This is a genomic window from Shewanella corallii, assembly GCF_023349125.1.
GTDB lineage: Bacteria > Pseudomonadota > Gammaproteobacteria > Enterobacterales > Shewanellaceae > Shewanella > Shewanella corallii.
The window spans coordinates 166484-178299 of sequence record NZ_JAKIKT010000005.1; the positions used below are offsets into that span (position 1 = coordinate 166484).

At 49.1% G+C, this 11816-nt stretch carries 13 protein-coding genes; 9 read left to right on the forward strand and 4 right to left on the reverse strand.

The window, feature by feature from the left end; translation table 11 throughout:
- Positions 1-13 precede the first annotated feature (13 nt).
- Complete coding sequence (locus tag L2725_RS13880) at positions 14-754, reverse strand: SDR family oxidoreductase (RefSeq protein WP_249249493.1); 741 nt, start codon at positions 752-754, stop codon at positions 14-16.
- A 316-nt stretch (positions 755-1070) separates the two neighbouring features.
- Positions 1071-1778 (reverse strand): SGNH/GDSL hydrolase family protein, encoded by a 708-nt coding sequence (locus L2725_RS13885; protein ID WP_249249494.1) that lies wholly within the window; start codon positions 1776-1778, stop codon positions 1071-1073.
- Positions 1779-1848: 70 nt separating this feature from the next.
- On the opposite strand from L2725_RS13885, the gene L2725_RS13890 reads away from it, so the two are divergent.
- A complete protein-coding gene (locus L2725_RS13890) occupies positions 1849-2328 on the forward strand; it encodes a DNA-3-methyladenine glycosylase family protein (RefSeq protein WP_249249495.1) in 480 nt (159 codons plus the stop codon).
- A 504-nt stretch (positions 2329-2832) separates the two neighbouring features.
- A complete protein-coding gene (locus L2725_RS13900) occupies positions 2833-4284 on the forward strand; it encodes a DEAD/DEAH box helicase (protein WP_249249496.1) in 1452 nt (483 codons plus the stop codon).
- 55 nt (positions 4285-4339) lie between these two features.
- Here L2725_RS13900 and L2725_RS13905 read toward each other — a convergent pair whose 3' ends face one another.
- Positions 4340-5509, reverse strand: a complete 1170-nt coding sequence (locus L2725_RS13905; RefSeq protein ID WP_249249497.1) for a porin — start codon at positions 5507-5509, stop codon at positions 4340-4342.
- Between the two features lie 760 nt (positions 5510-6269).
- Here L2725_RS13905 and L2725_RS13910 point away from each other — a divergent pair.
- From L2725_RS13910 to L2725_RS13935, 6 genes are all read left to right on the forward strand, one after another.
- Positions 6270-6545: a c-type cytochrome gene (locus L2725_RS13910; RefSeq protein WP_249249629.1), complete on the forward strand. Its 276-nt coding sequence runs from the start codon at positions 6270-6272 to the stop codon at positions 6543-6545.
- A gap of 1 nt (position 6546) precedes the next feature.
- Positions 6547-7773 carry a sulfite oxidase gene (locus tag L2725_RS13915; protein WP_249249498.1) on the forward strand — a complete coding sequence of 409 codons (1227 nt, stop codon included), beginning with the start codon at positions 6547-6549 and terminating at the stop codon, positions 7771-7773.
- Entirely contained in the window at positions 7773-8141 is a 369-nt protein-coding gene (locus tag L2725_RS13920) for a cytochrome C (protein ID WP_249249499.1), read from the forward strand. The genes L2725_RS13915 and L2725_RS13920 overlap by 1 nt, the downstream gene beginning before the upstream one ends.
- 12 nt (positions 8142-8153) lie before the next feature.
- Positions 8154-8552, forward strand: coding sequence for a c-type cytochrome (locus tag L2725_RS13925; protein WP_249249500.1), 399 nt, complete (start codon positions 8154-8156; stop codon positions 8550-8552).
- Between the two features lie 346 nt (positions 8553-8898).
- Positions 8899-9057, forward strand: coding sequence for a hypothetical protein (locus L2725_RS13930; RefSeq protein ID WP_248937172.1), 159 nt, complete (start codon positions 8899-8901; stop codon positions 9055-9057).
- A 61-nt stretch (positions 9058-9118) separates the two neighbouring features.
- A complete protein-coding gene (locus L2725_RS13935) occupies positions 9119-9292 on the forward strand; it encodes a hypothetical protein (protein WP_249249501.1) in 174 nt (57 codons plus the stop codon).
- Positions 9293-9355: 63 nt separating this feature from the next.
- Here L2725_RS13935 and L2725_RS13940 read toward each other — a convergent pair whose 3' ends face one another.
- Entirely contained in the window at positions 9356-9532 is a 177-nt protein-coding gene (locus L2725_RS13940) for a hypothetical protein (RefSeq protein WP_248937174.1), read from the reverse strand.
- 263 nt (positions 9533-9795) lie between these two features.
- On the opposite strand from L2725_RS13940, the gene L2725_RS13945 reads away from it, so the two are divergent.
- A complete protein-coding gene (locus L2725_RS13945; protein WP_249249502.1) occupies positions 9796-11775 on the forward strand; it encodes a methyl-accepting chemotaxis protein in 1980 nt (659 codons plus the stop codon).
- Positions 11776-11816 lie beyond the last annotated feature (41 nt).

The window sequence follows — 11816 nt, forward strand, 5'->3', positions numbered from 1 at the left end:
ATTCTCCACTCGATTACTGCATGTAAAGGCCGCCGTTTACCGACAGAGTTTCCCCTGTGATATAGGCAGCATCGTCACTGGCAAGGTAAGCCACAGCTTTGGCGATCTCATCAGGGGTAGCCAGACGCTTCATGGGGACTGTGTCGACAATCGCATCAAGCACATCCTGACGCATTGCCTGAACCATAGGGGTACCTGTGTAGCCAGGGGCGACAACATTGACAGTGACGCCACTGCGGGCACCTTCGAAGGCGAGGGATTTGCTGAAACCTATCATCCCGGCCTTGGCGGCTGCATAGTTAGCCTGACCGAACTGACCTTTAAGGCCATTAACCGAGGAGATATTAATGATGCGGCCACCGCCTTTTTCGCACATCGCAGCGAACAGGGGTTGGGTGACGTTGAACAGAGAGTTGAGGTTGGTGTTGATGACATCATTCCACTGGGTGGCGTTCATCTTCTTGAAGCTGGTGTCCCGGGTGATGCCGGCGTTATTCACCAGTACATCGACTGTGCCGTGGGTTTCCAGCAGCAACGCCAGGCGTTCTGCACACTCTATCGAATTGGTGACATCCAGTTCGAACAGTGTGACCTGATCTGAGGTAAATCCCTTTTCATCAAACCACTTTCTGGCACATTCATGATTTCCTGTGAAGTAGGTCGCGATGACCTTAAATCCATCCCGAACCAGCGTTTCTGAAATCGCAGATCCGATACCGCCTTTGGCACCGGTAACAAGCGCGAGCTTTTGCATGGGTGACTCCATTCGTTGACAACAAGCAAAACAATGAGATGTCTGCTGCTGCATTCGGAACCCTCGCACCGGGTACCACACCGAATAACAGTCATCTTTACCGAGATTTAAAACCGTGGCAGAGCATGAACGCACGCCAGCCATTAACTCTAGTCCATGGTTTCAAACGTACTTGCTCAGTTGAATGGATTATTGTGATGATTTTCTGACAAGGGTGATCAAGATCAAAAAAAGTTAACAAAATCACCCAAAAGAATGAATTGAAATAATGGGTTACGTAAACGTAATTATCTATTTTTTGATGAAATATTGACGTTTACGGAAGCTGTTTCAGCTGCCGGGCGATAGATTCTCCCCAAATTCTGTAGCCCTCTGCATTAGGGTGATAACCATCTTTTGCCATCCAGTGTTCAGCAACAGGCAGGTCAACCTCCAATAAGTGCCACTTTTTTTGTAAACATAAACTTTTGAGCGTCCGGTGCAGTTTGCTTGCCCTCAGTCCCAGAAACTGATTTAAAGGGGCGGGTAAAGCTGGAAATGCGGCCATATCAGGTACCTGAGTAAAGCAAACACGGGTATCAGGACCTGCGAATCTGGCAACGCAGAGCTCAAGTTGCTGCCGCCAGTCTTTATCTGATGTCATTCTCACAGTGTCATTTACTCCCAGAGTCACCAGCAGGATATCAGGATGGATGATAGTGGGAGCCAGCGTGTTGATCTCGGCGACGGTTGCGCCATTATGCCCCTGAGCCCAGGCACTGGCAGCGACTCCATCCCGTTGGAGCGAGTTGATAATATTGGCGGTCAGTCCATCCCGTATATGTCTGACACCCACACCTGCGACAGTGCTCTCACCCAGATGCAGCAAGGACAGCGCATTGTCATCGGTGGCAGGGAAGTGCGGTTCCCCCATGGCTTCAGGTAATCGTACCGTATTGCGGCGTACCTGTTTTCCCTGCCATAAAATCAGCGGCAACAATGGTGCCAGGGCCCACGGCGCTAAACTCCGTTTCAGAAGCGACATACCTGTCTCCTGTTGATTGAACTTTGCCCACATTATAGTGTGAGCAGAAGTTTGCCAATTGGTCACGCCCATGATGCCGCCTGAAACTATTCGTAATGAGCTTTGCCATCGTTTCCCGGCACTGGCGGAAAGGCTCAGTCGTTGTCCATTAATTCCAATTATCTCACCCAGTCAGGAAGCCCTAGTCACTGTGCTGATTCGCGCCGTTGTGGGCCAGATGTTGTCGCAGCAGGCTGCCGCAACAATTTATGGAAGGGTTGCCCGACATATTGAGCTGATTGGTGGCCCGGAGAATCTCTGCCATGAGAGTTTAATTCAGGCTGGATTGTCCCGGAGTAAAGCCAGGACAGTTATTGGTCTGCGCGATAAGTACCTTGAAAACGAGGACTATTTCGAAGCGTGGAGATGTTTGCCTTATGGAGACTTCAGAGCTCAGGCGCTCAGTTGCTGGGGAATAGGAGAGTGGACCGTGTCTGTTATCGCTATTTTTCATCTGGGCCATACCCATGTGTTTCCCCATAAAGATGGCACCATTATTAGGGTCTGTTAACCTTTCATGGTTGAATTTTGCTCGAGATAGACGCGCTTTAATCGCGACGCAAGGTGTGCCGCCTAGTGGGCCTAAGCAAATACCTTGCAACAAAGAGTAAAGCGCGTATAGCCGAGCCCTTCGGGCAGCGTTTGTCGTCGCTTTCTACTTCATTAACGCTTATTTATGTAGAACAACTACACCACAATCGCGTTGCTTTGTATAAAACAACGACAAAAAGCTGCAAAAACCATCTTCAAAGGTCAACAGACCCTAGAGTACTGAACACTCTGGCGGATGAAGGTATTGAGATAGACCCGGAGCGAGCCAGTCCGTTTCAGGCATATCTGGCTCTGTACCTCTGGGCTATGGTCGACGAAGGAATTATCTGATTCGGATGGTATTAGCTGCAGACGGGCGGTGTTATTCTCTGGTCAGCAGGGCCGGTTTAATTGTAGAATGCGCGCCCATTTATCCACTGTCCCGCGGCGTAGTCCGGCTGGGTAACCGAGTATTGGATTTACTATGTCATTCTCATCTCTGGGCCTTTCCACCTCCATCGTTTCCGCCATTGATGCGCTTGGATACAAGCAGCCCACAGAGATCCAGCAAAAAGCCATTCCAGTGATACTCAGTGGCCGAAATTTATTGGCTGCAGCCCAAACCGGCACAGGTAAAACCGCGGCATTTGCGCTGCCAGTGCTGGAGCAACTAAGCCAGGGGCAAACTCAGCGTAAAAAGCGTATTCGCGCCGTGATTATGGCACCCACCCGGGAGTTGGTGCTGCAGGTGGCTGACTATATCAATTCCTACAGCAAAGATATTGGCCTGAAGGTACTGGCCATGTATGGCGGGACTGATATCCAACCTCAGAAACAGGCGTTGATAGAGGGTGTCGATATTCTGGTGGCAACCCCGGGCCGATTGAAGGATATGTACTATCAGCGAGCCGTACATTTCGATGAGATACAAGTGCTGGTACTGGATGAAGCGGACCGCATGCTGGATATGGGCTTTATCGAGGTGATCACTGAGCTGGTAGAGCGTATGCCGGAGGAGAGACAAAACCTGCTGTTTTCAGCAACCCTGTCTCCCAGAGTGCGCGCACTGGCGAAAACCACTGTGCCCAACCCGGTTGAAATTGCGATTGCCAAGCCAAGTAAAGAAGCCATCAGTCAATGGCTGGTGACCGTGGATAAAGACACCAAATCCGCTTTGCTCAGCCACCTTATACAAGAGCAGAATTGGCAGCAGTTGCTGATTTTTATTGAAACCAAGCATGGTGCCGCCAAGCTGGTGACTCAGCTGGAAAAGCGCGGAATTCATGCGGAAGCATTCCACAGTGGTCGCAGTCAGGCTATTCGTGAACAGATCCTGGCAGACTTTAAGGCGGGCAAACTAAAGTATCTGGTCGCTACCGGAGTCGCGGCCCGGGGGATTGATATCGATCAGCTGGAGCGGGTGGTGAACTATGACCTGCCATTTCCGCCGGATGAGTATATCCACCGTATCGGTCGAACCGGCCGTGCCGGATTCAGCGGTGAGGCTGTGTCTTTATTGTCCAAAGATGACTTTAAAAATTTGTGCATGATTGAAAGTCGTCTGGGACATTTGATTGAGCGACGGGTGATTGAAGGATTTGAGCCGAAAAAGCCGGTTCCTGTATCCGTTCTGAATTATCAGCCCAGGCATGCCGCTGCAAAGTCTGATGATGATAAAGCTCAAATGAGAGCTAAGCCGGGCCGAACCCCACGTAAGGCCGCTCGCCGCGATACCATTGCAGGGGCAAACCCAGGTGATGGTGAGCAGAAACGCCGCCGCTTTGACCGAAAAGATAAAGATCATGCCAGGGACAGACAGGATCGCAAACCTGATAACACCGGGGCAGTAAAAACGGACAGGCGCAGTCAGGCAAACCCTGACTCATCATCAGGGCTGGATCCTTGGGCGAATGCCAGAAAGGGCAGTAACAGCTGAAATTAAAAAGTCCGGCACCCGCCGGACTTTTTGCGTTCTGCGTATTTGTTTCTGCTTAGAAGGTGTAACGAATACCCACTGCCACTGCGTCTTCTCCTGTGGTTTCCGGCATACCTTCCACCTTGTACTTGCTGTCGTCTATCTGGGCCTCAATGTAAGCGAGGATAGTAGGATCCCAGATAAAGGCCGCACCCAGAATAAACTCCTGCTGTTTGGATTCAGTGACCAGAGGTGAACGGGAGCCATCATCTTCCGGATAGGTATAATCTTCATCTGAGATCAACCCATTGAACAGTGCATAGGTTTGCAGCCCTGAGTCAAACATGTAGGAAATCATGGTTTCGATACCGTAAGCGCTGGGCATCAGATGACCATTAATGTCTGAATCATGGAACTTATTTTTGTTGTAGTTGGCAGAGAAATACCAGCCTACATCAGACACATTGCCCCAGGTTACACTGGCGCCGTAGATCTCATCATCGGTATCAATACGCTGGTTTGCTGCCGCGTTGAATCCGGTGAACGAACCTCTGTTGGCACCGGCAGAAATACTTAAATCATCTGTAATCGCATAGGTGATGGATGCACCGTAGGTGTCATCGTACTCCAGCGTGCTATTAACATTATCACTGTCGAATGCAGACACATCTATGGTGTTTTGTTGAAGCTGGGTTTGCAGGGTAAAGCTGAATCGGCCAAAGGAGTTGGAGTATTGGATCGCTTTATCAGCACGACCCGTACCATCAATCCCACCGCTGCCATCCAAACTGTATGCACCACCTGCAGCGCCTCCCCATACATAGGCGTTATCTGTACCACCCACAACGTTGTACCAGGCAGCCCACTGTTTACCAAATGAGAGGCTGCCGTATCTGTCGTGTTCCAGACCTATGTACGCCAGTCGACTGTAGAATACATTGTCATTATTGGCTGAAAACTGGCTGTCTCTGTTATAGACAAGCTCAGTATCGCCAAAGGGTTCAAAACCCCATTCCAGAGTGCTGTATGCGTGCCATCCGTGGGTAAGTTGGCGGCTGAAGTTGAAATTAATTCTGGAACTGCCATTGACCAACTGGGTTTCACTGTCGGTGTTGACCGCCCTGACACCAATATAGCCGCCAAGGTTTACATCAGTCTTACTGTCTTTATAGAGGTCGATTGCTGAAACTGTCGGTGCGGCGAATAGAAGTGCAACCGCGCTAGCAAGAAGTGTTTTGTTCATCATTACCTTTCCTCACGTCATGGTGGTGTACATCACACTGCATCGCTATTTATTACCTGATGGCTTCGACCAGAGCAGATATGCTGCAAATAACGTTGTTCTCCGCCGGCGCTGCGCATGCGCCTTTGGCTAAACGACTATATAAGGTAATACAAATATGGATTGGCTTCAGTAAGTTTGTTGTGAGCTGACGTGTAAGCGAAATCTGTCAGTGGCTCCCTTCACAGAGTGTTAAATCGGGAGGGATCGGCTGAGCGATAAATCGTCAGGATAATATCGGCTCAATATGGATATTTGGGGCGGGATTATTAATTTAATGAATATAAATCAGGTAATGGTTTGTTGCACTTGGATTTGATAATAAATGATACATGTGTTTTGTATCTGTGTTTATTTTAAATTGATTATTGTGTATCTGCATTTTTTTAGATTTTTTTAGCGATTTTAACCTTTGTTATCGTGATTTATTCTTGGTTTGGGGTGATTTTGTGCTTCCAGTCTAATAATGAGGTGGGTAATATACTTTTTACTTAAGACAACAGAGATGGATACATTCTGTTTCTTATTTTTGTGTGCTTCATACCGTATTGATTCAGTTCGCTATCAATGTCGTTACCCGTAACACAATCCTGGAACAGCGCCACCTGACTGCACTGTTTACCATGTGTTACGGGGAATAGGCACCAAACCAATTCAACCTGTTGTAAGGTCGTCACTAAATATGAAAACAAGCATAAGACACAGGACGTTAGTGCTGTCCGCAATGCTCATCTGTGCCTCAGTGCCAGCCTTTGCTCAGCAAGCTGATTACCAGAACTTGCTGAATATGTGTAAAGCATGTCATGGGGAAACAGGTGAAAGTCAGTTTAGCTCAATTCCTAGTCTGAAATATCAAAATGCAGATTATTTGAGCGCGCAGTTGGCAGCATTTAAGTCTGGCCAAAGACCAGATAAAACTATGAGTAAAGTGGCCGCATTATTATCAGAAAAAGATATGCAGCAAATGGCCAAGTATTTCAGCGAGGGGAAGGGAAAATAATATGGCAATCGATAGACGTGTATTTTTGAAGGGTGCTGTTGCCACGTCAGTAGCATCCATGATGCCAATTAACTGGGTATATGCCGCCAACCGTCCTGAAGGTGTTGCGCCATTGGATGTCTCTGCACTGACCTGGAAAAGTGCAGCTGATCTGCCCAGTTACTTTAATATTCTGAACACCAACCCGGTGAATGCTCAGCCTCCAGAGCACATGCTGGATCCGGTGACTACGCCAGCTGATGTGGCTTTTATCCGCTGGAACGGTCAGCTACCTGACTTTGAAAATATCGATCCCAAGAAGTGGACCTTCACCGTAGATGGTGAGTCCTGTAAGACGCCAAAGACTTACTCCATTGATGATCTGAAGAAAAAGTTCAAGACCCATACTCTCAAGCTGACCATTGAGTGTGGTGGTAACAGCCGCAGCGAATTCTTCCCTAACGCCAAAGGTAACCAGTGGACCAATGCTGCCGTATTCTGTGCTGAATGGACTGGTGTACTGGTGCGTGACGTACTGAAAGACTGTGGTGTGAAAGATGATGCTGTGTATACAGGTCACCATGGCGCCGACCTGCACCTGAGTGGTAAAGGTGAGGCGATTTCCCGTGGCGTACCTATCGAAGCAGCACTGAATGATGATGCGCTGATCGCCTGGGCGATGAATGGCGAAGACATTCCATATATGCACGGTTATCCGCTGCGTATCGTGTTTGGTGGTCGTCCGGGTTCTGTATCCCACAAGTCTGCCACAGGTATCAGCATCCGTAACAAGGTCCACGATGGTAAGAAGATGGAATCTCCAGCTTACCGCGTGCCTGAATATCCGGTCGCTCCGGGCGAGAAGGTACCAAACGAAGACTTTAAGATTATCGAAGAAATGATCGTTAAGTCGCTGATCACCTACCCGGAAACCGGTACCGAGCTGAAAGAGGGCAAGACCCTGACTGTCCGTGGTCATGCCTGGGCTGGTATGCGTGATGTGACCGAGATGGAAGTGAGCTATGACTATGGTGCCACCTGGCGCAAAGCCAAGCTGACCAAGCCGGTAAACAAAACCGCATGGCAGCAGTGGGAGATTGACCTGGATCTGCCAATGGCCGGTTACTATGAAATCTGGGCCCGTGCCACCGATGATCAGGGTGTGACTCAGCCTGTGGTTCAGCCTCAGTGGAACCCTAAAGGTTATCTGTTCAATGGCTGTCACCGCATTGCCGTGAGGGTAGTGTGATGGACAAGGCTGCAAAATGGATATTTGCCGGCCTTGCACTGACGCTGTCAGGCATGGCTGCCGCCAAAGAGTATCCGGTCGACCCCAAATCAGGTTTGATTATGGCGCCGGGTTGGGAGCAGGTGAACTACCAGTGTAATGCCTGTCACACCAGCAGCATCATTCCCCAAAACCCTGGCAACCGTAAGGTATGGCGTGAAACTATCCAGTGGATGGTAGACACTCAGGGCCTGTGGGATCTGTCTGATACCTGGGACCCGGTACTGGATTACCTTTCAACCTATTATGGTGAGAACGAGGTGGATATGAGTAAGTTCCGCCGTATGCCACTGCCTGCTGATCAGCAGCCACCTCTGCCGCAGAGCTAAGGACGGATTGATATGATGAAATTGAAACTGTCTTTGGCTGTACTGGCAGCATTGGCGACCAGTAACCTGGCCACTGCGATGGAACACGATGATTTCAACAAGGCACTGAATAAACTCAATGCTGAAATCCCTGCCGCCGTCATGGAGCATAAGGCGGACATCGCCAAGGGCCAAACCATAGCCCAAAGCCGCTGCGTAGCCTGTCATGGTGAAGGCATGTTGAAGGTAATGAAACTCTATCCATCACTGGATGGCCAAAAAGGCGCTTATCTGGTGAAGCAGTTGGTGGAGTTCAAGACAGGAAAACGGGTAAACCCTATTATGCAGGCTCAGGCAATGGGCTTGACTGATGCGGATATCAAAGACGTTTCTCTGTATTACAGTCAGCAGGCACTTAAGCCATTGAACTGATAATGAAAGCCCGCGATAACGCGGGCTTTTTTTATGGCTTGTAATTTTCTCCTGACGATAGGCTTAACCTAAATAATTCTTTATAAAACATATTGATAGTGTGTTTCTGAGTTTTTATTCCAGACAAAAAGTAAGGGAAATGCCTAACTTTATGATCCAGAAAGACAAATTTTTTTCTAACGAAATTTGACGCCTGATATTTAGCGGTCTAGCTTTGATTTGACCGGTATGCAGTAGAACTGGCTGGAAATTGAGGGTAAGCCAGTGAAATACCACAAAGAAAGGATGCTTTGTTACTCCTGTGTGGCCTGTTGTCACAAGGGGGAAGATCAGGGAGAGATTTTCCATGAAAACCGCTATCCGTTATTTGATAATGTCTGCCATGCTGCTTGGCGCAGTGTCCACCCTGTTAAATGGCTATATTCTGGGCTGCTGGTCCCTGATTTCGCTGGGTATTATCAGTGAAGTCATGTTCAGGCTGGGATTGGTCGAGCCTGAGGCATAAGTTGGCATAATCGGACACGCCTGATACTCTGTCTTTAACCTTGGAAAGGACGGAGGAGAACATGGAATTGTTCGCACACTATCTGATGCTGACCATTTTGCTGATTGGCGCATTACTTTTCTATATGTCCGGCTCAGTTTATGGAACGTGGGGGCTGGTGGCTTTGGGAGTGGTACTGGAGCTTACGTTCTGGATTAAGCTGCTGAGAAAGCCTGGTCAGTTGCCATCCAAGTGATTCTATGGGTAACTGCATCACTAACCACCTTCGGGTGGTTTTTTGTTGCCTGTACGCTGAGTATTAAACTGTTTCATCTATATGCTTGGTGGCGAAGGACTGACTGCGCCGACAACAGGGAGCTCTGCGCTCATACCCCTGCCAGTTGCAGGTTTTAACACGCCTGTCTTTACCACTGCGTTTTTCCACACGGTATGCGCCGCCCGCATACACAGTATCTATTACAGCGCCGTTTGCCATACCTGAACCAAGTTTGTTCCGGGGGCTTTTTAATATCCTCGTACATCCGGCAGCCTGCAAGAACCAGTGGTTTTTAGAGGGGGAAAACTTATTCCCATCAGTTCTAGAAAAATCAAAAATCCCATTAAATCAGCGTGGAAGATCACAGCTTTGTATTCTGCTTTTCAGTGGTTCTGTTTACGGGTCGCCTATGGCTTGGTTGATGGAGCACACAAGAGTGCTTCACGTTTTTCTCTCCACTTTTCACCCCGCTGGTGACTGCTATGAATTCGACGCTGAAAATACCTAGTTGGTTGACCAATCTGTCCCTCAATAAACTCCTGTTGTTACCTGTATTGATAACCTTGTTGCTGTTTGCCTGTGTGGCTGGCGTGATCACCATGGAGCTGAACAAGGTAGAGCAAAACAATGGACTGGTAGACAACACGGCTGCCCGCTCAGAGTTTGCCTCTGAACTGGATCATGATTGGGGAGGTATCCGTATACTGACCCGGGATATTCTTCGGGCCCAGGTGAAGGATATGCCAGTCATGCTGTCCCGGTTGAATAAACTTGCAGATAAGCTTGAGCAGCAGGCGACAGAGAATCTGATTGATAACCCTAATATGACGGAAGCCAGCCGGGGTGAGCTCAGAAAGGTGATTGAGTTGATGCATGACTATGTGGAGACCATGTCTGCCACTGTCAGCTATATCGAGAAATTCGGTCATCGCTGGAGTAATGAAACCCCCTCGCTTTGGTATCCATTGATGCAGATGGAGTCTGAAGTGGCCGCGTATGCTGCGGTTAACACTGACTTAGACCTTAATCTCTGGCACAGGGAAGCTGCTGAGCTCACCTCCCAATTTGACTGGTACTACTCCAATCTGACCCAGATCTACTTTATGCGTGATGCATCAACTTATGCTGAACTTGAGCGCAGATATCGTAATGCCGGTGAGCTCCTGCAAAGGTATATCAGGGTTCCCGCGGTAAAGAGCTTCCACGACAAGGTTTATCTGGAATATGGACAAACCAATGCTGAGTTTCTTCACTTCCACCGCGAGCTTACTCGGTTAGCTAATGAAAGGCAGGAATTGGCGAGCACGATAAGAGGGCATCTGGTCTCTGTTATTGAACGTCATGCAGATGTTCGGGCAGGTTATAACGGGGCGACCGGGGAAAGTATCTCCCAGGTGATTAAGATCCAGTTCGGCGCCTGGTTATTCGCAGCGCTGCTGGCTATTATCTTCTGTATCTATATCGCCCGCCACTTTGTACATATCTTTGGCGTACTGGGACAGACGCTGGAAGCCATGGCTAATCGCGATTTTAGTCAGGGGACAGGGATTGAGGGACGCAATGCGCTGGCGAGGCTTGCTGCCAATGCCGATACCAGCATGGCTGCAATGAAAGCGGTAATGCAGAAGATACTGGACCAAAGCACAGAGGTCTCTTCATCAGCCACCGAGCTGGCGGCTGTGATGGTACAAAGCAGCGCCAACGCAGAAGAGCAAAATTGCCAGGTGGAGCAGATTGCGACGGCGGTGACCCAGATGTCCATCTCTTCTGAGGTGGTGGCTAAGTCTGCCAGAAGCACTGAGTCGCGGGCTAATGCTGCTCTGGATGCCTGTGGTGAGGGGCGTGCTATCGTTGAGCATAATAACCAAAGAGCTGACAGCCTCACTGCCCAGTTGAACGATACCGCTGCGGTAGTTGAGTTGCTTAAAGAGCGTTGCCACAGCATTGCGGAAGTGGTGACGGTTATCAGCAATATCTCGGACCAAACCAATCTGCTGGCGCTGAATGCAGCCATCGAGGCAGCAAGGGCAGGAAACATGGGGCGTGGTTTTGCTGTGGTTGCCGATGAGGTCAGGGCGCTGGCTGCCAAAACTCAATCTTCTACTGAGCATATCAAGCAAATTATCACTGAATTACAGCTGCAATCTGATGATGCACAGACCAAAGTAGTTGGCTGCTTACATCAGGTGGATGAGGTGAGGGATACCTCTCGCCAGGCGGTGGAAAAGCTGGTCAACATTCAGGGCTCTGTGACTGATATCAACCAAAGTGCCACCGAAATGTCTGTGGCCGCTGAGCAGCAGTCCAGGGCATCAGAGGAGATCAGTCAGTCCCTGAATGGCATCCGCGAGGCGATTAATCAAAATGTGTGTGGTATTGAGGAGTCCAGTCAGGCTTCCAACTTCCTGTCTGAACTGGCGGAGCAGCAAAGCGCCATGCTGAAGGAGTTCAGGCTGAACTGATAATATTCCGGCAATAAAAAATCTAGCCCCTGAGACGTCAT

What these genes read in the sequence shown, in the direction of transcription:
- L2725_RS13920 (WP_249249499.1), top strand. Translation starts at nt 7,773, where the DNA reads ATGGACAAGGCTGCAAAATGGATATTTGCCGGCCTTGCACTGACGCTG.
- L2725_RS13925 (WP_249249500.1), top strand. Translation starts at nt 8,154, where the DNA reads ATGATGAAATTGAAACTGTCTTTGGCTGTACTGGCAGCATTGGCGACC.
- L2725_RS13905 (WP_249249497.1), bottom strand. Translation starts at nt 5,509, where the DNA reads ATGATGAACAAAACACTTCTTGCTAGCGCGGTTGCACTTCTATTCGCC.
- L2725_RS13945 (WP_249249502.1), top strand. Translation starts at nt 9,796, where the DNA reads ATGAATTCGACGCTGAAAATACCTAGTTGGTTGACCAATCTGTCCCTC.
- L2725_RS13890 (WP_249249495.1), top strand. Translation starts at nt 1,849, where the DNA reads ATGATGCCGCCTGAAACTATTCGTAATGAGCTTTGCCATCGTTTCCCG.
- L2725_RS13915 (WP_249249498.1), top strand. Translation starts at nt 6,547, where the DNA reads ATGGCAATCGATAGACGTGTATTTTTGAAGGGTGCTGTTGCCACGTCA.
- L2725_RS13900 (WP_249249496.1), top strand. Translation starts at nt 2,833, where the DNA reads ATGTCATTCTCATCTCTGGGCCTTTCCACCTCCATCGTTTCCGCCATT.
- L2725_RS13910 (WP_249249629.1), top strand. Translation starts at nt 6,270, where the DNA reads ATGCTCATCTGTGCCTCAGTGCCAGCCTTTGCTCAGCAAGCTGATTAC.
- L2725_RS13935 (WP_249249501.1), top strand. Translation starts at nt 9,119, where the DNA reads ATGGAATTGTTCGCACACTATCTGATGCTGACCATTTTGCTGATTGGC.
- L2725_RS13930 (WP_248937172.1), top strand. Translation starts at nt 8,899, where the DNA reads ATGAAAACCGCTATCCGTTATTTGATAATGTCTGCCATGCTGCTTGGC.
- L2725_RS13940 (WP_248937174.1), bottom strand. Translation starts at nt 9,532, where the DNA reads ATGGCAAACGGCGCTGTAATAGATACTGTGTATGCGGGCGGCGCATAC.
- L2725_RS13880 (WP_249249493.1), bottom strand. Translation starts at nt 754, where the DNA reads ATGCAAAAGCTCGCGCTTGTTACCGGTGCCAAAGGCGGTATCGGATCT.
- L2725_RS13885 (WP_249249494.1), bottom strand. Translation starts at nt 1,778, where the DNA reads ATGTCGCTTCTGAAACGGAGTTTAGCGCCGTGGGCCCTGGCACCATTG.